This is a genomic window from Sphingobacterium alkalisoli, from assembly GCF_005049105.1.
GTDB lineage: Bacteria > Bacteroidota > Bacteroidia > Sphingobacteriales > Sphingobacteriaceae > Sphingobacterium > Sphingobacterium alkalisoli.
In genome coordinates this window covers 1102490-1123374 of sequence record NZ_SUKA01000001.1, presented here as the reverse complement: position 1 = coordinate 1123374, position 20885 = coordinate 1102490, and the positions used below count along the sequence as shown (strand labels likewise).

The 20885-nt window shown below is 42.3% G+C and carries 17 protein-coding genes; 2 read left to right on the top strand and 15 right to left on the bottom strand.

The genetic code is table 11. The annotated features are described in order from the left end of the window. Positions 1 to 10: 10 nt before the first annotated feature. The 4 genes from FAZ19_RS04205 to FAZ19_RS04190 form a co-directional block, all read right to left on the bottom strand. The gene (locus FAZ19_RS04205) at positions 11 to 649 is read right to left on the bottom strand and encodes a hypothetical protein (RefSeq protein ID WP_136819330.1); all 639 of its coding nucleotides are present in this window, start codon (positions 647 to 649) and stop codon (positions 11 to 13) included. Beyond that, on the bottom strand, positions 649 to 1185 hold the full coding sequence (locus tag FAZ19_RS04200; protein WP_136819329.1) for an RNA polymerase sigma factor: 537 nt from the start codon (positions 1183 to 1185) through the stop codon (positions 649 to 651). Before FAZ19_RS04200 ends, FAZ19_RS04205 begins: the two co-directional genes overlap by 1 nt. 242 nt (positions 1186 to 1427) lie before the next feature. Beyond that, on the bottom strand, positions 1428 to 1604 hold the full coding sequence (locus FAZ19_RS04195; RefSeq protein WP_136819328.1) for a histone H1: 177 nt from the start codon (positions 1602 to 1604) through the stop codon (positions 1428 to 1430). 138 nt (positions 1605 to 1742) lie between these two features. After that, a complete protein-coding gene (locus tag FAZ19_RS04190) occupies positions 1743 to 2066 on the bottom strand; it encodes a hypothetical protein (RefSeq protein ID WP_136819327.1) in 324 nt (107 codons plus the stop codon). 288 nt (positions 2067 to 2354) lie between these two features. On the opposite strand from FAZ19_RS04190, the gene FAZ19_RS04185 reads away from it, so the two are divergent. After that, positions 2355 to 3092, top strand: a complete 738-nt coding sequence (locus FAZ19_RS04185) for a hypothetical protein (RefSeq protein WP_136819326.1) — start codon at positions 2355 to 2357, stop codon at positions 3090 to 3092. Between the two features lie 62 nt (positions 3093 to 3154). Here the strand turns inward: FAZ19_RS04185 and FAZ19_RS04180 are convergent, their stop codons facing one another. The 9 genes from FAZ19_RS04180 to FAZ19_RS04140 form a co-directional block, all read right to left on the bottom strand. Then, positions 3155 to 4411 carry a YeiH family protein gene (locus FAZ19_RS04180; RefSeq protein ID WP_136819325.1) on the bottom strand — a complete coding sequence of 419 codons (1257 nt, stop codon included), beginning with the start codon at positions 4409 to 4411 and terminating at the stop codon, positions 3155 to 3157. Between the two features lie 9 nt (positions 4412 to 4420). Beyond that, positions 4421 to 5338 carry a TIGR01777 family oxidoreductase gene (locus tag FAZ19_RS04175; RefSeq protein WP_136819324.1) on the bottom strand — a complete coding sequence of 306 codons (918 nt, stop codon included), beginning with the start codon at positions 5336 to 5338 and terminating at the stop codon, positions 4421 to 4423. Between the two features lie 3 nt (positions 5339 to 5341). Next, a complete protein-coding gene (locus tag FAZ19_RS04170; RefSeq protein WP_136819323.1) occupies positions 5342 to 6775 on the bottom strand; it encodes a phytoene desaturase family protein in 1434 nt (477 codons plus the stop codon). Between the two features lie 306 nt (positions 6776 to 7081). Continuing rightward, on the bottom strand, positions 7082 to 9673 hold the full coding sequence (locus tag FAZ19_RS04165; RefSeq protein WP_136819322.1) for a TonB-dependent receptor: 2592 nt from the start codon (positions 9671 to 9673) through the stop codon (positions 7082 to 7084). Between the two features lie 424 nt (positions 9674 to 10097). Further along, positions 10098 to 11876, bottom strand: coding sequence for an acyl-CoA dehydrogenase family protein (locus FAZ19_RS04160; protein WP_136819321.1), 1779 nt, complete (start codon positions 11874 to 11876; stop codon positions 10098 to 10100). Between the two features lie 166 nt (positions 11877 to 12042). Then, the gene (locus FAZ19_RS04155; protein ID WP_136819320.1) at positions 12043 to 13221 is read right to left on the bottom strand and encodes an acetyl-CoA C-acyltransferase; all 1179 of its coding nucleotides are present in this window, start codon (positions 13219 to 13221) and stop codon (positions 12043 to 12045) included. A 26-nt stretch (positions 13222 to 13247) separates the two neighbouring features. Then, positions 13248 to 13607 carry a four helix bundle protein gene (locus FAZ19_RS04150; protein WP_136819319.1) on the bottom strand — a complete coding sequence of 120 codons (360 nt, stop codon included), beginning with the start codon at positions 13605 to 13607 and terminating at the stop codon, positions 13248 to 13250. 39 nt (positions 13608 to 13646) lie between these two features. After that, a complete protein-coding gene (locus tag FAZ19_RS04145) occupies positions 13647 to 16073 on the bottom strand; it encodes a 3-hydroxyacyl-CoA dehydrogenase/enoyl-CoA hydratase family protein (RefSeq protein ID WP_136819318.1) in 2427 nt (808 codons plus the stop codon). A 97-nt stretch (positions 16074 to 16170) separates the two neighbouring features. Further along, the gene (locus FAZ19_RS04140) at positions 16171 to 16623 is read right to left on the bottom strand and encodes a MarR family winged helix-turn-helix transcriptional regulator (protein WP_136819317.1); all 453 of its coding nucleotides are present in this window, start codon (positions 16621 to 16623) and stop codon (positions 16171 to 16173) included. Between the two features lie 722 nt (positions 16624 to 17345). Between FAZ19_RS04140 and FAZ19_RS04135 the strand changes: the two genes are divergently transcribed. Next, positions 17346 to 18308 (top strand): isopenicillin N synthase family dioxygenase, encoded by a 963-nt coding sequence (locus FAZ19_RS04135; protein WP_136819316.1) that lies wholly within the window; start codon positions 17346 to 17348, stop codon positions 18306 to 18308. Between the two features lie 63 nt (positions 18309 to 18371). Here FAZ19_RS04135 and FAZ19_RS04130 read toward each other — a convergent pair whose 3' ends face one another. Both FAZ19_RS04130 and FAZ19_RS04125 read right to left on the bottom strand, forming a co-directional pair. Beyond that, positions 18372 to 19601 carry an MFS transporter gene (locus tag FAZ19_RS04130; RefSeq protein ID WP_136819315.1) on the bottom strand — a complete coding sequence of 410 codons (1230 nt, stop codon included), beginning with the start codon at positions 19599 to 19601 and terminating at the stop codon, positions 18372 to 18374. A gap of 203 nt (positions 19602 to 19804) precedes the next feature. Next, positions 19805 to 20884, bottom strand: coding sequence for an alpha/beta hydrolase (locus tag FAZ19_RS04125; RefSeq protein WP_136819314.1), 1080 nt, complete (start codon positions 20882 to 20884; stop codon positions 19805 to 19807). Position 20885 lies beyond the last annotated feature (1 nt).

Genomic DNA, 20885 nt, shown 5'->3' with positions numbered 1-20885 from the left:
CAAAAGCGCCTTATTCTTTTGAATCAATTTCAATACGGATTTCACCTCGTGTTCCGTTCCATTTGACTTTATCCCGTACAAATTCGATGATCGCAGATCCAACCTCCGAAGACGAAGTACCGGCAACGGTGATCGCCGTGGCTAAGCCGTTTTCCACATTAAACCGCACGATAACATCTTCTGTCGATAAAACATCCCGGACTTCAGAATTCAGCTCCTCATTAAATTGCGGCCAGCCCATTTCCGGAATAGCATCATTCTTAGCTAATGTACGTGAATCTACACGTAGCTGCTGCTCCATTAAAATCACTTCTGTCTTTTTTTCCTGTTGCGACGAGAAAAATTTAAAAAACACCAATGAGCAGGCGACCACAAAAAGTACAGCAGCAGCTAATGCCACGGTTAAACGCTGCCAACCAAAGAAACGTCTATTGTTATCCATTTTCTGTGTTTCTACGCGTCGAGCTAGACGTTGTTGCAAAATGCTGAGCTGCTTTGCATCAACCCCTTGTTGCATCTTGTATCCATCAATGGCATCCTGTAAAAAAGGATCCTGCAGAGCCTCCCGTTCAATAGCATACATTTCTTCCTTACTCATGAGCCCCATGACGTAATTATGAATTCTTGATAGTTGATAATTATTTTCCATTACTTCTTCTCCATACAGATTTTAAGGTTACGCTTACCATTCTGAATAAAGCTTTTTACCTTATTTAAATCAAATCCCGTTATTTCCGCAATATCTCTATAGCATTTCTGTTCCAAATAAAACAAACGTACACAGGTTTCCTGTTCGTTATTTAGGGTCCCCAGACAAGTTTCTAATTTTTTAAAATCACCCTCCGTCCAATCCTCTTCATCCGATTGGTTAAGCTGTTGTTCGCTCTCATACAGGTTATCTTCAATATCGACATTTGTTATTTTTTTTCCTTTTCGCAACTGCATTAAGCAGTAGTTACGTGCATAGACGTAAAGCCAGCTTTTGAAATTTTCGACCTCATGCCCCCGAAGCTTAACGATCAGCTCTTCAAAGATCTGCATGACGGCATCCTGACTACGTTCTTCATCCTGTAGATATTTGTAGCACACCCCATATAACAAGGACATATACGGCGCATACAATTTACCGAGGGTATTTAGATCCCCTGTCTGTTTATAATATGTAAGCAACTCCTTTTCGTCCATGAATAGTATACGTCAATTATATGATGCCTCAAGATAAGGAATTCCATAAGAAAAAATGAATTTGGATTTCCATGAAATCACATTTGGAGGCTAAGGAGCTTTATGAAAAATGGTTATAAGATTTATTGGACGGAGCCCTAAGAAAAGGAAATTGTAGTGTAAAGGATCACAAACTATACAAAAGGCAAGATAGCCATCCAAAAAAGGCGGCTATCTTATTTTACTTTGTGCAAAATATTGACTTATTTTTTTGAATCTTCAAGAGATACTTTTCTAAACTCTTTCAATAGTTTTTCCAAGGACAATGTTGCTTTGCGGGCTCTTGTTCCAGCTGCTTTGTTTCCTTTTTCTGCCTGTACATCGGCGTCGCTTTTGAATGCCTCAAATTCGGCACTGATCTTTTCGATTAATTCTTTCATTCTAATAAATTTTGTTTAAGTGATAATGCGATTATCTCTCCTCTCATTTAACCAAAACCGTACCAAACCTATGTCTCTACCGTATTATCATTAATCCGGATACCCGATCCTGCATTATTTTCATCAATTTTTATAACGTTATATCAGTACATCATCCCCAATTGCCATAATGGAATCGTATTCAACACTGTATCGAAGAGGGCTTGCTTTAGCAAGGGCACAAAAAGCTACCAACTTCTCCCCAAATTTGCCGTAAGTCCATGTTAAGTCCGCATTGACTTCACCATGACTCCTCATGTCGCCCTGTAGATGTGGAATCACTGTGCGCCCACAGTGTAGATAATATTTTTTCAGGGGCAAGTTGGTTAGGGGTTGGTGATAAGTTGTTCCACGTTTCCTCAGAATCAACGTTGTCTTGTTACACACCTTTACGAAAATGATAACGGCTTCTCGAATAGGCATTATGAAAATCGCAAAAGCGTTCTTACTCGCTTTTAAAATTTCGTAAAAATTCACATTTATTTGATTTACAGCTTCTTGATTTATTAATTTCAACAGTATGAAACCATCATGATTTATTCAAGCCACACAGGGGTATGAATAAACCGAGCTTGCGAGCTCTTTAACACATATTAAAACCAACACTGGTGAAAAATCTGATAGCTTCATCACATTAAAAAAAACATACTTAGCGAAGCGATCTCATTGATCCCGCTAAAAACAAAATAATAGATCAATAATTATATACAGATGAAAATAGCAGCAAATGGTGCAATTCGAGGACTGGTTGGAAACCTCGTAGCACGAAAAATTGGAAATCAACAAATTATACAATCGAGGCCCCGTAAGTTTAAACAAACCGTCGCCACCAAAGAAGCTTCTACCGACTTTGGACGGGCCAGCAAATTTGGAGGCTTCATCCGGGCGTGTTTATCAGACACCCACCTGGATCTATATGACAGCAGGATGGTGAGTCGGCTTAACGGACAAATACTGCGCACCATGCGTGCTAATCCCGATCAAATACGCGGCAGAATGTGTCTTCAGCAGGGCAAACTGAACCGCCTGGCTAACTTCCAGTTCAATGAAAAAAGTAACACGCAGGATTATCTTAATTTCGATATCGAATTATCACTTAACGAGGACAATTTACTCGCTATAGACATTCCGAGATTTAAAAAAGATCGCGACATCAAATTTCTCGACGCTGCTGAGAAGATGGTTATTGTCATAAACGCAATGGCTATTGATATCGTTAACGCAGACGTTAAAATAGTATCGTACACAGAAATAGAAATCAATTGCTTAAGGCTGGGAGGCTGGCGCGAAGCCGAGCGGATAGCAGTAGATTGCAACGCATTCAAGGGCTCTGTGATTTTTGTTGGATTATCGGTGTTGTATTTGAATAACTCCAGGGGCAGAGATATACTGCTTAACTCCAAAGAACTTCATCCAGCAAGTATAGTAGGCGCATTTAACATTACGTAACTAGAAAAGGTATAATCTTCATCAGCACTTCGCGTAAAGTCAAGTGCTGATGAAATGCTTACTTAGCTAAACAAAGCCAATGCAATCAACAAGGTTACGATCACATTAAATGTCTGCGCAATTAAGAATGCGTAAAGAGGCTTTTTGTTTTCCTGTCCAAATAGCTCTTTAAAATTAGTTTCCAATCCAATCGAAGTGAATGCAAGTGCAAACCAAAGGCCTTGAAGGCTTTTCAGACTATCTTTGACCATGGCGTTACTTTCGGACGAAACAAAAAATGAAAATAAGAGCGAAGCAAATACGAAACCGATGACAAACTTCGGGAAGCGATCCCAGATAATCTTCAGTGTCGGTTTTTCCTGCTTAGTCTCCGCATCCACAGATTTGGCGTAGGTCCAATATATACTGATTGCAAATGCTGCTATCCCCAGCAGCACATTTTGTGAAAATTTTACAATTGTACTGATTTCCAACGCTTTTTCTCCTACAAGGGATCCGGAAGCAACAACAGCTCCTGTGGTATCAATAGAACCGCCTAACCACGCACCGGTTACCTCCTGCGAAAGCCCTAACCATTCTGCGATATACGGCATAAAAATCATCATCGGAACCGCAGTGATCAGTACCAGGGATATGACGTAAGACAGCTTTTTAGCATCTCCCTTGATCGCTCCTGAGGTGGCGATGGCTGCTGAAACACCACATATCGACACCGCACTGGAGAGCATCATCGTCATTTCCTTATCTATTTTTAGTTTTTTACAGACCCAAAAGGCAAAATACCAAACAGATAGCACTACTACCAGTGCCTGAATAAGTCCTAAGGAACCCGCTCTGAGGATATCGCCAAAAATAATGGTCGTCCCCAATAAGACCAGACCAATTTTGACATACAGTTCGGTACTAAGTGCATTTTTGAACCATTGCGGCAAACGGAAAAAGTTACTGATCAATAAACCAATCCCCAAACTGAAGATAACTGCTTCGAGGTTGTAGTCTTTGACAACCGCATTTCCAGCTGCAAGAAGTGCGAACAGTGTCAAGACATATACAACGGGAAGCACAACGAGCAGGCTTTTCACATTCTTTCCCAAAAGTATCGCGCCTGCAATTGCCGTGACGAATATCAGTACGAATTGACTTCCGATGGCCGATAGATTTTTTATAGCAAATACCTGTTCTGTTAATTCAGTGGTATTCGACCAGCTAAAGCTAGGCTTTGGTACGATTACACCGGACAGTGCTAAGAAAACGATCCCTAATCCGAGCAGGACGACAACCCAATCTTCGGAAATAGAAAATGTTTTTGATGACGACATAAAATTATATTATTTTGAGTTGATAAGTTGTTCAAATGCTTGATGAATTTCAGGATAGCGGAATTCAAATCCTTCTTCCAATAATGCTTTGGTCGTGACCGGTGTGGTTTGCAGCAGTAAACTGGCGTCGACACCCTTGATAAAAGCGCCAATTTTCGCCAATGGACTTGGCAAGGGCAAACCAATTGCCGTTCCCGCGGATTTCCTTAGGCTTTTCATAAACTCGGCATTGGTTACCGGGAAAGGACTACAGGCATGATATAGCGTATTTTTAGCCGAACCCGAACTAATCCACGCTACGATGCGGGTAAAGTCCTGTTCGTGTATCCAACTGATGTACTGTTGTCCAGTCCCTACTTTGCCTCCCAGTCCCCATTTGGCTAAGGGATACAGCTCCTGAAACATCCCGGAAGACCTGCTTAGCACCGGACTTAAACGCAGGATAACTTTTCCGGTGTTTGGCGTATTTGAGGCCAAAAAAATTCGTTCCCATTCTTTCGCCAGCTCTGCTAAAAAATCATGACCATAGTGTTGACTATCTTCGTCCTGTATGCCTTGTACCCCTCCAAAAATGGAAATTCCAGAAATGTTGATCCATAGCTTGGGAGGGTCTTCGGAATGTTCAATAGCCTCCCCCAACGCAGCGGTAGGCAGGAAACGCGACTCTTCGAGCCTTTTCCTATTCTCCGGCGTAAAACGGGTATTGATACTTTCTCCACTCAGATTAATGAGTACATCTGCACCCTCCAATGCCATAGCCCAATTTCCGGCTGTGGTACCGTTCCATTGGATATAATCGAGTCCCAGTACGGAAGACTGACGCGCTGAACGGGTCAGAATACTAACCTTATCACCATTTCTTAAAAATAGATCAGCCAGCAATTGTCCTAAATTTCCAGATCCTCCTGCTAAAATTATTTTTGCCATTGTTTAAAGATTAACATTTATATTAAAATGATCTTGTAATGCCGTTTTCGCAGCATGGAATCCACACATCCCGTGCACTCCGCCTCCCGGAGGCGTTGCTGAGGAGGAAATATACACTTTTTTATTGGAGGTACGATAAGGTGTGAAGCTCCAGGTCGGACGTGTATACAATTGCAAAATATCCATTACTCCTCCATTGATGTCACCTCCTATATAATTGGGATTATACTCTTCCAATTGACGTGTATTGATTGTCGATCGCGCAATAATCGTGTCTTTAAATCCAGGAGCAAAGCGTTCCAACTGATTTTCAATGACATCCGTACGGTCAACCGTTGAACCGTTTGGTACATGGCAATATGCCCAGCCGGTATGTTTCCCTTCGGGTGCACGAGTTTTATCGAATGCAGTCTGCTGCGTAAATAATACGAAAGGTTTATCCACTAACTTCCCCTCATGACTAAGCTTCTCATTTCGAGCTATTTCTTCAAATGTATTTCCTAAATGAACAGTAGACGCCTGCTGACAATGCTTATCTTTAAATGGCACGAGTTCTGAAAGCGCCCAATCGATTTTGAAAACCCCCATTCCCTGCCGGTAACGTTTCAATTGCTTTTTATAGCTTTCCTGCAAATCTAAGCCTTTGATCTTCAATATCTGTTGTGGCGTCAAATCCAAAATAAGAATCTTATGATCGGGCAAATCTGCCGTATCGGTTAACCAAAAATCGGTCTGTATTTCACCTCCTAAATATCGAAAATAAGTGGCCAGGGCATTCGCTATGGATTGTGAGCCACCCACAGGTATAGGCCAGCCGTATTTGTGTCCTACACCAGATAACACGATACCAATGGCCGAAGTCGTTAAATTAGACAGGGGTTGAATGCCGTGTGCCGCCATTCCTCCCCAAAGTGCCTTTGCTTTCTCCGTTTTGAAACACTTTGCAATCCATGTTGCAGGCTGCAAGGCATTCAACCCAAATTTGGCCAAGAATACAGGATCTTTAGGAAAACGTAATGGTCCCATTGTATCAAGAGCCAAAGTTTTCCAACGGTTAACAATGGGTTGAATTAGTTTTAAATAAGTTGTTCCATCCCTGCCTAGGTCGGCCGCCGTTTCGTAAATATCTTTATGTAAAAAGGCGGTTTCCCCATTGTCCAATGGATGTGCAGCTTGATACGGGGCATAGGTAAACTGCAACCCAAACTGTTCGAGCGGAAGTGTTGCAAAAAAAGGTGATGCTAGAGCCATTGGATGAATAGCAGAACATACATCATGCTTAAACCCAGGGATTGTCAGCTCTTTGGTACGCATTCCTCCACCAACAGAATCAGCACCTTCGATCAAAAGCGTACTGATTCCTTGCTGCTGCAGCGTAATTGCTGCGGCAAATCCGTTGGGTCCCGAACCCACTACTATCGCATCGTATTGTTTCAAAATCTCGTATCTACCGTGAATAGAATTCGTAAATTACAAAATCTTTAAGGGATAACCTCGACGAAATACCTCTATTTTTTCATCTATATAATTTTTTCAATGGTGATGAAGTTATCATTCATGAAATCGCTTCGCTAAGTTCATGAGCTCACTACGTTCGGTTTGAATAAATCATGATGGTTTCCTATTTTTACAAAGTTTTAATAGTGAATACTTGCAAGTGCCAACGCCAATTGAATACTTGTTTCATTATTGAACAGATGAGGGAAGCGTGAGCTTCCCTTTCTGTTACTATACTAAGAGAGATTATTTAAGATTATAGCGTAACGTTACACCATACGTTTGCGGATCGCCAATTACACCAGCATATTGACCGAAATTACCTGGTGCTGCAAGCAGCTGCTCGTAATAATCCTTATTCGTCAAGTTACGGCTCCATACGATGGCAGACAGTCCATTGGTGGCTCTAAATCCAACACGCGCATTCAATAAAGCATATGCGTCTATGTTTAGGTATTGCGAGGGGGATGGACTGGAAGAAAATTTTGAACGGTAAAAAAGATCTGTGCCCAAGAAGTAATTCCCTTGTAAGTTCAGAAAATTCCCTTTTGTTGTTAATTCTGCAGCCAGCGTCCAAGACCATTTAGAAATTCCAGGCAATTCACCTCCTGAAATATCTTTGAATGCATGTGCGCCGCCCACTTCTTCTAACGGAACAGGTGCATTCGTAAACTTCTCATATTTCCCATCAGTATAAGCCAAAGCACCATTCAACCGAAGGAACTTCCAAGGTCGGATAGATCCATCTAACTCAAATCCTTTTACCCGAACTTCTTCTGCATTCGCCAAATATCCTCTGTTTACACCAGGATCTGGTGTTTGAACCTGCGTTTGATAATCTGTGATATTGGTTTGATACACCGTAAGGTTTAGGAAGGAATTCCTGCTCGGGTTAGTTTTTACGCCAAATTCCACATGATTTACGGACTCCGGTTTTACCTCGGCTAAATCCGTTGCTACTTGCCCATCTATAACCGGCAGCCCACCGACATTAATACCTATTGGCTTATAACTATTCGAATAAGTAACATAGGTATTGTAATTTGGTGTAAATTTATACTGCAAGGATAATTGTCCCGACAGATTTCCGGCATCCGCATTAACATCGAAGGTCTGATTGGAATAAATGCTGTTTACTGCAGCAAGTTGCTCCGCTGTGTATTCGATATTGTTATCAATGTATTTCGTCCGGTCGTAGTTGGCTAATTTTTTATCATAGTTGTAGCGTATTCCTGGCAACACATGCAATTTATCGGTTATCGCCCAATCTACTTGAGAGAATACAGCCAAACTGGTACTCTTGATACCGTATTTCGTACGAATACCCACCTTATCGATCAAACCTGGAGCCCATTGTGTCTGAGATGCACTGCTTTGCTGAAATCGCCATAGCGCATCACCCGCTTCTTCGGTATGTACAGGATCTGTCTTTAGATCCTGCCACAAACCGAAAACACCTATCACACCACTAACCTTCTCACTGATATTGCCTGAGTATCGGAATTCCTGGGACCATTGGTCATGTGCGGAGTTACCAGCTGATATGGTGTAGGCTGGGACACCTAAATAATCTCTATCATTTAATGGTACCCAATTCCAATATCTCCACGCTGATGTTGAGGTCAATGTACCATTTCCTATTTTATAGTCCACGTTTAATGATGCTCCACCTAATTCGTTATCTGCCTTGGAGCGCGTATCTAAATCAACCTTTCTTTCAAAGGCACTTTTGTATGGAATTTCATATCCCAGATCCTTGATGATGCTATTAAATTGTCTATATTCCGAACGTTGATTTTCAACAACACCCGCGATGCCCCAGCCGTAGCCATCCGGACGCTGCGCCGTAACATCCCCTGCTAATGATATCTTTAAATTCTCATTCGGTGTGAATAACAATTGCCCTCTAACACCTAGGTTATTGATATCATTGATATTACGATCAGAATACACGTTATACAACGTTCCATCACGTTGTGTTCCCGAAAAAGAAACGCGAGCCGCTAATTTATCTTTAATCAAAGGACCAGTTAAGGAAGTTTTAGCTTGTATATAGCCATAGTTCCCATAGCTCAATTCAAAATTTGCACTGGGTGTAAATTGGGGCTGCCGCGAGGTGATATTAAATGCCCCTGAAGTCGTATTCTTACCAAATAATGTTCCTTGAGGACCGCGTAGCACCTCAATCTGCGCTACATCTATAAAATCTAAAGAGGTCGCTGCAGGTCGTGCCAAGAAAACACCATCTAAATAGAACCCAACACCCGGATCGATACCGTCGTTCGTAAGACCGTAAGTCGAGCCCAAGCCTCTTATATTTAACGTCGTGTTGCGTGGATTGGATGAATAAAGCTGCACGGTAGGTACCACTTCCTTGATTCGCGCTACATTAAATGCACCAGCATCGTCTATTGTACTAGCGCGTACGATAGAAATCGGAATTGGAATATCCTGGATCTGTTCCGTTCTCCGACGTGACGTTACCAATACTTGTTCTAACGCATTTAAGGTTGGGGTTAGTTCGATAATTGTTGGCGAGGTATCCACAATTACTTTTCGGCTTGCATACCCCACGTATGATACGTTTAATGTCAAAGGCAGTTTTTGTCCGGTCACGAATTGAAACTTCCCATCACGGTCTGTTTTTACCTGATGGGTTACCGCCTCCAGCTGCACGGTTACACCGGAGATAGGCTCCTTCGTAAGCGCGTCAATGATCGTCCCTGCTAAAGATGCATTAATAATTGGTTTTGGCTCATTCTGTGCATAAACAGAAGAAACTGTCAGTATAAAAGCACTGATGATGGTGCAGATTTGAAAAGTATGTTTTGTTTTCATCTAATTGTTTTCTAAATTATTGACGAATAGGTCAACACGATAACTTGACGCGATATAAGCGCATCATATCGATAGTCGATTTTCATCGCCTTCACTTGTGTTAAAGAAATTGTTATGTATGGTCTATAGTTACGTATCCTACAGGATCGAATTTAGCAACACATTCGCATGCGTAGGGAAAGACAATAAAGGTTGATTAGATCTGTCGAGTTCTGGAAATAAAACTTGCGGTTTAGATAGTTTGTTTTCATATTGTTTCTTATAATAAATACTTCGTAGCCAACGCCAATTGTTTACGTTTACGGGACAAATATATAAATATTTTTAAATAGTCTACCAAATAAGTAGATTTTATTTAATTATTGTTTACATAAAAAAAAAGCCTGCAACTTTCGTTGCAGGCCCTATAACCAACCTAAAAACTTTAGAAACAATATTTATTTTCATCAATAAGCTTCCGTGCAATCCGCTGGCGGGCGTCTTTCACATTGAAGGGCTGCGCTTTAGTAAAACGTCGTAGCCCAACTAACATCATATTTAATTCGTCACCCTCTCCAAATGAGTATAGTGCTTCTTTGGCCGCGATATTTATTTTATCCACTGCCGAATATAAATAGACGCGTGCCATATCGGTAGTCAGCGACGAGGCCTCTTCCCCTCTTGAATAGTGGAGTTTTTCCGCACGTAGTAATACCGATTCAGCTACATATACGTATCCAATCACATCAGCAATATTCATCAGGATTTCCTGCTCTTTAGAAAGCGACATCATCAGCTTCTGAACCGCAGCGCCGGCAACCAGTAGTCCCGCTTTCTTCAGGTTAGCGATAATTTTCTTTTCAGCTGCAAATGGGGCTTCGTCTTCTGCGCCAAAGTCAGGGATAGACATGAGCTCTCCGGCGACAGCTTGCGCGGGTCCCATTAAATCCAATTCGCCTTTCATCGCCCGTTTTAGCAGCATATCCACCACCAATAGCCTATTTACCTCGTTCGTTCCTTCAAAAATACGGTTGATACGAGAATCCCGATAAGCTCTTTCCATAGGGGCTTCGGCAGAATATCCCATCCCCCCATAGATCTGTACGCCTTCGTCCACCACATAATCCAACATCTCCGAACACCATACCTTGATGATTGCACACTCAATAGCAAACTGTTCGACAGATTTTAATTTCGCTTTCGCCTCATCCATTCCTCCTTCAACTAATGCATCATAGGCATCATCGATATTTTGCCCTGCACGATAAGCCGCCGATTCCACCGCGAAAAGCCGTGTGGCCATTTCCGCTAATTTGTAACGAATAGCACCGAACTTTGAAATAGGCAGATTAAACTGAACCCGCTCATTTGCATATTTAATAGATTGCGTCAAGATTGCTCTGGAGGAACCAATGGTCGCAGCACCTAATTTAATACGGCCAATATTTAGGATATTGACGGCTATCTTGAATCCATTTTCGCGATCAGAAAGCATGTTCTCTACTGGAACTGCACAGTCGTTAAAAAATATCTGACGGGTAGATGATCCTTTAATACCTAATTTGTGTTCTTCCGGATTCATGGTAATACCGCCAAAATTCCGTTCGATGATAAACGCACTTAAATCCTTGTCGTTATCAATTTTAGCGAACACGATGAATATATCTGCAAAACCACCGTTTGTGATCCACATTTTTTGGCCATTGATCAAATAATGCGTCCCTTCTGCATTTAGTTTGGCCGAGGTGCGACCTGAATTGGCATCTGAACCCGAATTAGGCTCCGTTAAGCAGTAGGCAGCCTTCCATTCACCGGTCGTTAATTTTGGAATATATTTATTTTTTTGAGCTTCATTACCATAATATAGGATAGGCAACGTACCGATACCCGTATGTGCCGATAAAGCTACCGCAAAAGAAAATCCGCCACCGACCGCATCAGCAACCAGCATCGATGTATTGAAATTCTTGCCAAAACCACCGTACTGCTCAGGTATCGACACACCCAACATGCCAAGTTCTCCTGCCTTGTCGAGCAGGTTAGTCATTAATCCCTCTTCTTGTGCATCGATGCGATCGAGCTTGTTCAACACTTCAGTATCCAGAAAATCCAAACAGGTCTGCCGTATCATCCGGGCCTCTTCGTCAAATTCCTCTGGAATGAAAATATTGGCATATTCGGTTTCTTTGATTACAAATTCGCCGCCCTTAATAGTCTGTTTCATTTCTTATTAGATTTGAGATGTGAGATTAGAGATATGAGATTCTTTTCTCATTGTTCACATCGGATTTTAATTATTAAACTTTGCAATAGAGAATGTTAATTTTCATTGTATGGAGATCTTAGATTAGATAAGTGAATTCTCCAATCTAATGTCTCAAATCTCCAATCTAACCCATCATTTCAAATATGCCCGCAGCACCTTGTCCGGTACCTACACACATCGTGACCATACCGTACTTCTTATTTCGACGTTTAAGCTCATTCAAAACTTGAACAGTTAACTTTGCTCCTGTACAACCGAGGGGGTGTCCCAAGGCAATAGCACCTCCATTCACATTAATTTTTTCTTCATCGAGACCTAACTCTCTAATCACGGCCAGAGATTGCGATGCAAAAGCTTCATTTAATTCGAACAGATCGATATCTTCTTTTTGTAATCCTGCCATCGCCAACGCTTTTGGAATAGCTGCAACCGGACCAATTCCCATAATGCGCGGGGGTACACCTGCGACAGCATAGCTCACCAACCTGGCAATAGGTTGAAGGCTTAATTCCTTCATTTTCTTTTCCGACATCACCAATACGAAGGCTGCTCCATCCGAAGTCTGCGAAGAGTTCCCTGCTGTTACTACTCCGTCTGCAGCAAAAACCGGTCGTAATTTCGCTAACGCTTCTAAAGAAGAATCCGCACGCGGACCTTCATCCGTATCGACGATATATTCCCGTGTTTCCATCGTTTTGCCGTCTTTAAGATAGTTTTCTCTTACCGTAATGGGCACTACACCATCACGCAGATGTCCATTTTTTATGGCTTCAATTGCCTTTTGATGTGATTTTAAAGCAAAAGCATCCTGATCTTCGCGTGACACCTTGTACTCCTTTGCAACGGCCTCGGCCGTTATTCCCATTCCCCAGTACCAATCGGGATGATCTTTCGAAACAGTCGGATTCGGCACGATTTTCCACCCGCCAAAAGGCATTCCCGACATCACCTCTACACCTCCGGCGATAATACAATCAGCCATCCCCGATTTAATCTTGGCAACTGCTGTAGCAATAGTCTCTAATCCAGAGGCACAATACCTATTGACGGTAACACCGGGTACTTTATCGGTCTGCAATCCCATTAAAGAGATCAGCCTCCCGACGTTCAATCCTTGCTCCGCCTCAGGCATTGCGTTTCCAACGATCACATCGTCGATTTCTTCCTTATTTAAATTTGGAACTGAGGCGACCAGATGTTTGATCACATCGGCGGCCAAGTCGTCTGCTCGCATAAACCGAAATCCGCCACGGGGCGCTTTTCCTACTGCTGTGCGATATCCTGCTACTATGTATGCTTCCATATTTTTTAGTATTGAGTAGTTAGATATTAGTATTTAGACTTTAGTTTCTGCTGAAAAACATAGTTGATTTTTTGGAGTTCGTTAATTTTCTCCACCAGTCTTTCTAAATCTTCTACTGATATATAACCCAAATTATTTGAAATAATTAATTGTGTTTCCACTTCATAAGTCGACGCATGGGCAATAGAAAGAAAGTGTAAAAACTCCTTATCTGAGTTTCTACCTGCCCCCTCTGCTATGTTTGAAGGAATGGAAACAGCAGCCCGATTGATTTGGCTAACCAAATTAAACCTTTCTCTATCTGGAAACGTGATTGTCAACAGATAAATATCAGACACTAATTCAATCGCCTTTTGCCACAATTTCAATTCTTTATACTGATGCATACATCTAAATACTAAGTACTAAATACTTCGTTTCTTAATCTAATTCCTAAGCGGCTTCCCTTTCGTCAGCATATGCTGAATGCGTTCCAGTGTTTTGCGCTCAGCACAAAGTTCTAAAAAGGCTTTACGCTCGAGATCTAACAGGTATTGTTCGGAGACTTCAGTTGGTGCCGAAAGATTTCCTCCACACATTACCCAACCTAGTTTCTCGGAGATTTTTTTATCATGATCGGAGATGTAATTACCTGCCCGCATCGATGCTGCTCCCACATAAACGATACCCAAACCTTGATTACCTAACACTTTAATGTCATTTCGTGGAGCAGGTTGTATATATCCTTCGGCTGCTAGCTCCAAGGCTTTTGCTTTTGCATCTGCCAATAAGCGTGCTCTATTCATCGTCACAGCATATTTTCCTTGCTGTAAATAACCGAGTTCAAAAGCTTCTACGGCTGAAGTCGACACCTTGGCTTGCCCGATGGTCAAAAATCTATCCTTTAATGTATTTTGTACAATTTGATCGTCGCGGTATTCATCGGAGGCGCGTAAGGCAAATTCTTTGGAGCCTCCCCCTCCTGGAATAACACCCACGCCAAATTCGACGAGTCCCATGTACGTTTCGGCATGTAGCTGTACAAAATCAGCATGCATCGAAAATTCACATCCTCCTCCCAATGTGAGTTGAAAAGGAGCTGCTACGACCGGAATAGACGAATAGCGAATACGCATGGCTGTATTTTGAAACATACGTACGGCCATATTCAGCTCATCGTAATCTTGCTCTACGGCCATCATAAATATCATTCCGATGTTCGCCCCTGCAGAGAAATTTTTCCCGTCGTTCGATATGACGAGACCGCGATATTCCTTTTCAGCCAAATCGATCGCTTTATTCACACCTTGGATCACATCGCCGCCAATCGTGTTCATCTTGGTATGGAACTCACAGTTGATGATCCCATCGCCAAGATCAATAATGGACACACCCGAATTCTTCCAAATTGTTTTTGCTTCGCGGATGTGGTCAAGTACAATGAGCTCCTCGGCCCCTGGTATAGGCTTATAGGACTTCGATGCAATATCATAAAACTGACGTACCCCGTTCTCTATCTTATAAAACGACTCGTGCCCCGCTGCCAACATATCATGTACCCACGATGCAACTGCACCTTCTTGTCCTGGAAGTCGTTTTTCTTCCGTCTTTATTTTTTCAATGGTTTCGCGGACTCCCAATGCATCCCATACCTCGAATGGACCTATCTCCCAGCCGAAACCAGCACGCATCGCGTCATCTATACGGAAGAAATCGTCCGTAATCTCAGGCACACGCTTGGACACGTATTCAAACAGCGGATAATGCATAGCTCGGAAGAGTTCAGCAGCTTTATCTGTTCCCTGCTCGTAAACTTTCATGCGCTTACGAATATCTTCAATTGGTTTGGTCGCTTCTAGGGTCGTCGATTTCACCTTTTGCTGCGGACCAAAGGTCATTGTTTTTAGATTTAACGACAGAATCTCCGAGCCACCCTTATCATCTTTTACTTTTTCATAAAATCCTTTTTTTGTTTTCTCACCCAGCCATTTATTTTCCACCATCTTGTCAATGAAGGCGGGTAGCTGAAATACGCCTTTCGCTTCATCATCCGGGGCGTTCTGCTCCAGTCCTTTGGCAACATTTACCAGGGTATCCAGACCTACTACATCAGCTGTACGGAAAGTGGCTGACTTTGGATGTCCCATTGCCGGCCCCGTATACTTATCCACTTCCTCTACCGAAAGATCTAGCTTTTCAACTAAATGTGTCAATGCCAACATGGAATAGACACCGATACGGTTCCCGATAAAAGCAGGTGTATCTTTACATAATACGACCGTTTTACCCAACATCTTATCACCAAACTCCATTAAGAATGCTACGACATCGGAATCGGTATCCGTCGTCGGAATGATCTCCAAAAGCTGCAAATATCGAGGAGGGTTAAAAAAATGTGTCCCGCAGAAGTGTTTCTTAAAATCGTCGGAACGGCCCTCGGTCATCATATGTATGGGTATACCCGATGTATTAGATGTAATTAATGTCCCCGGTTTTCGGAATTCCTCTACGCGATCGAATACCGATTTTTTGACATCCAGACGCTCAACCACGACCTCAATAACCCAATCCACCTGCGCGATCTGTGCTAGATCATCATCAAAATTTCCAGTCTTAATCCGTTTTACATACGATTTACTAAAGAGTGGTGAAGGATTTGACTTCACTGCGGTTTCCAACGATTGGTTGACAATGCGGTTTCGCACGATCTTACTGTCTAAGGTAAGTCCTTTGGCCTCTTCAGCAGGTATTAAAGTACTTGGCACAATATCCAGTAGCAATACTTCGACACCAATGTTCGCGAAGTGGCATGCAATGCGCGATCCCATTACGCCCGAACCCAAAACAGCGATTTTTTTAATACTTCTGTTCATCTCTCTATGATTTTTTCGTTATGGTCAGTGGAGCCTTCGATGAATAAATAATTCACGTCGGGTCCATCTGTCTATGATTTTTTCTTCATTAGATCTATTAATCCAAAGATTCTAAGCGCAATCCTGGCATGTAGCTACTCGCTAACTCGTTGATTTTACTAAGCGTCTTAACGAGTTGGATACGCTCTTCTTCTGGAAGTTGAGATTCTAAATACTCATTAAATTCTCGGACTACATCTTTTGCAATCTTTCGTTTTTCTTTACCCAATTCCGTTAAATACACTTTCACGGACCGTTTGTCAGTTTCACTGGTCTCTCGATAGATAAACCCCAAGGCCTCTAAATTGTTTAACACACGGGATAGCGATGTGGTTTTAACACCTGTTGAATTTGCGATTTGGGAAACAGGGGTACCGTCTTTATGAATATTTATTAAAATATAACCAGCAGCCTGGGTGAAGCCATGCTGCGTAGCAATAAAATTGTACTTGTTCGCAACGGTCTGCCACGCAGTCTTCATAAAGTAATCTATTGTGTTATCTTGGCTCATGTTTGGATTTTGCTTTTTTATTATGCAAGCATATCAAATTTACCACTTTGATTTGAGATTCCAAATATTTTCTCGATTTTTTTAATGTATTCTTAATGGCATCCCCATTTCACCACCTTTCCGCCACTGGCCGTGGCAGGGCTTCCTTCTTTTCTCTCAAAAGAAGCAAAACCGGAACGAAGTGGAGCTCACCGAAGGTAAACTCGTCGCTGTACCCATTTGCCACATTGGCTAGTGCCTCCTCCTGCAATTGGCAAATGACTAAGGCGACATCATTAGTGAATGTAAGGATAGTGCATTGATTATATTGTATTTTTATACTTCAGCGGAATTTAATAAGAGGACCTAGGTCGATGTAGCGTTAAGAAAGCTTTTGGATTTACGTTAAGAACAGATTCACAAAGCGAAGCGGCTTGGAGCTGTTTAGTAAATCCAAAAGCTTTTAGCGTAACATTGACCAAGTCTTGACTTTTTTTGCTTCGTTTTTTTGGTCAAGCAAAAAAACCTCGAAGAGGCTCTTGAATGCCTTTGAAAACTAAATATTAATAAAAAAATGAAGGCCCTGTCGTGGCAACGACGGCAAGGTAATGCGATGGACAAAAAACTGATTAAAAAATAAGTTCCTTAAATTTACCATTTCAATCTATACCCTTTGACATTCTCGTTACAAAAATTTACAAACAATATTATTCCGTAACTTTGCATTAAACAAACAGTTAAATATGGCAATCGTAAACATACCTCGGCTAGACCTCTTAAACTATACACAGGGATCAGCAGCACAACGCAAGCAGTTTTCTCAGGATATCGGCAAGGCTTTCAACGAAACCGGCTTTGTTACTATCGCTAATCACGGATTGAGTCAACAGCTGATTGATGATTTGTACGAAGTGGTGAAAGCGTTCTTCGACTTATCTGAAGGTACGAAAAGCCGATATGAATTTCCGGAGCTTGCCGGACAGCGCGGTTACACAGCTAAGGGGCGTGAAAAAGCAAAAGATGCCAATACACCTGATCTGAAAGAATTTTGGCAACGTGGCCAGACCATTGTGGGCGAAACGTATTCAAAAGCAGACTTCCCAGATAATCCAGAAGTAGCTGAGCTATCGCGATTCAATGAAATCACATCGGAGGTTTACAAAAAACTGGAAGATGCGGGCCGCAACCTGTTAAAAGCCATTGCTGTTTATCTGGATTTAGAAGAAGATTATTTTGAAAAGTTCGTCGTTAACGGCAATTCTATTTTAAGGGCAATACACTATTTTCCCATTGAAAATCCCGATACCCTATCGCCTGACGCCGTACGGGCAGGGGCACATGAAGACATCAATTTAATTACGTTATTAATCGGTGCCAGTGCAGATGGATTAGAGGTACTAACTAAAGATGGAGCGTGGTTTCCTATCAAGGCCAAAGGGGAAGATATCGTCGTAAATGTGGGCGATATGTTGCAACGTCTCACTAACAATAAATTGAAATCCACTACACATCGCGTAGTCAATCCACCCCGCGAATTGATGACGACCTCCCGCTATTCCGTGCCGTTCTTTCTACATCCAAAAGCTGCCATGAGCTTGGCCTGTCTAGATAGTTGCATTTCGGAGGAATATCCAAAAGCATATCCCGACTACACTGCGGGGGAATATTTGGACGAGCGACTACGAGAAATTGGATTAAAAATGTAGTATACTTGATTACAAATAAAAAATGCCAAAGAACGTCGATTCCTTGGCATTTTCTTTTACCTTCTATTTACGCATCTTTTTCCGCCTACCTGCAATATTAGGCAACAAGCCCGTAATAATACCGATCAAGGGTAAATAGGCGCATACCTGAAAGACGTATTGTATACTCGTATGATCAGCGAGCCAGCCTAAGAGCGCCGATCCTATCCCACCCATTCCAAAGGCAAAACCAAAAAAGAGACCCGCTACCATACCTACTTTCCCGGGCGCCAAATCAGTGGCATAGACTAAAATAGCAGAGAACGCCGATGAAATAATCACGCCGATGAATACCGCGAGTACGGCCGTCCAAAAAAGATCCATATGCGGCAACATCAATGTGAAAGGAGCCGCCCCCAAAATGGAGACCCAAATAATAAGCTTTCTTCCATAACGATCTCCCAAAGGTCCTCCGAGAATGGTCCCCGCAGCTACCGCAGCCAGAAAGGCAAAAAGATAAACTTGGGATTGTTGAACAGATAGACCAAACTTGTCAATCAAGTAAAATGTAAAATAGCTTGTCATCGAAGCCATATAAAAATACTTGGAAAATATCAGTACCAACAAAATAACAATCGAAAATGCGATTTTCTGTCTGCTTAACACAGGTGCCTCCATAACAGGTTTAGCTACAGTTGAGCTGGATACGTTCACAACCATATTTGCTTTGTACCACTTACCTACAGCCGTTAAAATAACAATCGCCAACAGAGCAAATAACGCAAACCAACTGATATAAGCCTGGCCATGGGGAATAACAATTAGAGCGGCAATCAATGGACCGATAGCACTCCCGGCATTCCCCCCTACTTGAAAAATAGATTGAGCTAAACCTTTCTTACCTCCTGATGCCAGCTGGGCAACACGCGAAGCTTCGGGATGGAATATGGAAGACCCTATCCCGATCAAGCATACAGAAGCCAGCACAAATCCATAACTTGGCGCAAGCGATATACAGACCAATCCTGTCAAAGTAAAACCCATACCAATGGCTAAAGAAAATGGGTTCGGACGTTTATCGGTATAGTACCCTACTAGGGGCTGAAAGATAGACGCAGATAGCTGGAATGCCAACGTAATTAAACCTACTTGGGTAAAGCTCAGTTTAAAATTCTCCTTTAGCATTGGATAGATTGCCGGCACCACCGCTTGCAAAAGATCATTTAGAAGATGGCTAAAGCTAATGGCAAATAAAATTGCATATACCGTGTGCCTAACTATTGGAGAAGTTGGTGTACCTATATCTCTATTCATAAAACTTTCAATTCAATTCCTACTCAACCACACTAAAAAATGCCCCTCATCACAGATAAGGGGCAAACTTAGACAAAATGTATTGTATTCACAAACCCAACAAAATGAGCTTATTTACACTATTGTTACCGGAAGAACTGCGACGCCAATTGAGTCCATGGATTCCTTGAAAAGCAACTATCCTCTTCCTTGGTCCCTGCTCACTATTTTACTGTTTTATTTAACCATGCGGTAATGATAGCCAATGTACTTGTCGGTATCGTCCCCAGTTCCGCATACTCTTTGGCGTCACAGGTCTTACACGCTTGCATTAGGTGATTGACGTTTGGCAATAAATGAGTCGTTACCAACCCCTTCTGTCCGGACTTGCTGTATTTCTGCCATCCCTCCAGATTAGTCGGATCCACATAAACATCCTTGTCGCCATTTAATGCTAATATAGGCACATCGACCTGACTTAATACCAATTCTGCGTTATAGCGAACGAAATAACGGTACCACGGTCCAACGGCCTGCATGGCGTATGAATAGATCGGAAAACGAAAGTGGTCCCATTCCTTACCTAAGGTTTTGAAATAGAGGTCATCTTTGAGTTTCCAGTAGTCATAAACCTCATTCAGCTTGCTTTCCAAACTATCGGATTGCGCATACTGATAGGCTGTCGAGAACATCAGTCTATTTATCTGGTTATATCGCTTTTGGTCCACAGGTGTCGCAGGCGAATTGCGTACAATATTTTCATTCTGAACCAGTAATGACTCCATACCGTTGGTGGCTAGTCCAGCCAAACTAACGAGGAAAGCGACATCTTTAGACTGTGACGCAGCGATAGACATCGCAGCTCCACCTTCGCTATGGCCCAAGAGACCAATTTTTCTGCTCTCTACGTTTGGATAGGTCTTCAAGAAATCAACAGCCTGTAAAGCATCTTTTGCGAAGTCGGCTGTAGTAGCTTGTTGATAGGTTCCTGTTGTCTTCCCTACGCCACGGTCATCCATGCGCAATACAATATAGCCTTTGGAGCTCAGGTATTCTGCAATCTGCGCAAACAAAGGCTGTCCCGCCATTTCACAATCTCTGTTTTGAGGCCCTGTACCCGAAACCAACACCAAGGCAGGGAAAGTTCCCCCTTGCTTCGGACTGGTAATTGTTGCGCCGATTTGGATCGTATCACCTTTTGCTTCAAATATAACCTCTTCCGAGTTAAACTGCTGCGCACCTGCTATATTTAGAGCAGAGAACCAGAGTCCAATCAGCAAACCTCCTTTTAACATCCTAGTCATT

Coding starts and splice junctions, on each gene's coding strand:
- FAZ19_RS04205 (WP_136819330.1), bottom strand. CDS start 649: ATGGAAAATAATTATCAACTATCAAGAATTCATAATTACGTCATGGGG.
- FAZ19_RS04200 (WP_136819329.1), bottom strand. CDS start 1,185: ATGGACGAAAAGGAGTTGCTTACATATTATAAACAGACAGGGGATCTA.
- FAZ19_RS04195 (WP_136819328.1), bottom strand. CDS start 1,604: ATGAAAGAATTAATCGAAAAGATCAGTGCCGAATTTGAGGCATTCAAA.
- FAZ19_RS04190 (WP_136819327.1), bottom strand. CDS start 2,066: ATGCCTATTCGAGAAGCCGTTATCATTTTCGTAAAGGTGTGTAACAAG.
- FAZ19_RS04185 (WP_136819326.1), top strand. CDS start 2,355: ATGAAAATAGCAGCAAATGGTGCAATTCGAGGACTGGTTGGAAACCTC.
- FAZ19_RS04180 (WP_136819325.1), bottom strand. CDS start 4,411: ATGTCGTCATCAAAAACATTTTCTATTTCCGAAGATTGGGTTGTCGTC.
- FAZ19_RS04175 (WP_136819324.1), bottom strand. CDS start 5,338: ATGGCAAAAATAATTTTAGCAGGAGGATCTGGAAATTTAGGACAATTG.
- FAZ19_RS04165 (WP_136819322.1), bottom strand. CDS start 9,673: ATGAAAACAAAACATACTTTTCAAATCTGCACCATCATCAGTGCTTTT.
- FAZ19_RS04160 (WP_136819321.1), bottom strand. CDS start 11,876: ATGAAACAGACTATTAAGGGCGGCGAATTTGTAATCAAAGAAACCGAA.
- FAZ19_RS04155 (WP_136819320.1), bottom strand. CDS start 13,221: ATGGAAGCATACATAGTAGCAGGATATCGCACAGCAGTAGGAAAAGCG.
- FAZ19_RS04150 (WP_136819319.1), bottom strand. CDS start 13,607: ATGCATCAGTATAAAGAATTGAAATTGTGGCAAAAGGCGATTGAATTA.
- FAZ19_RS04145 (WP_136819318.1), bottom strand. CDS start 16,073: ATGAACAGAAGTATTAAAAAAATCGCTGTTTTGGGTTCGGGCGTAATG.
- FAZ19_RS04140 (WP_136819317.1), bottom strand. CDS start 16,623: ATGAGCCAAGATAACACAATAGATTACTTTATGAAGACTGCGTGGCAG.
- FAZ19_RS04135 (WP_136819316.1), top strand. CDS start 17,346: ATGGCAATCGTAAACATACCTCGGCTAGACCTCTTAAACTATACACAG.
- FAZ19_RS04130 (WP_136819315.1), bottom strand. CDS start 19,601: ATGAATAGAGATATAGGTACACCAACTTCTCCAATAGTTAGGCACACG.
- FAZ19_RS04125 (WP_136819314.1), bottom strand. CDS start 20,884: ATGACTAGGATGTTAAAAGGAGGTTTGCTGATTGGACTCTGGTTCTCT.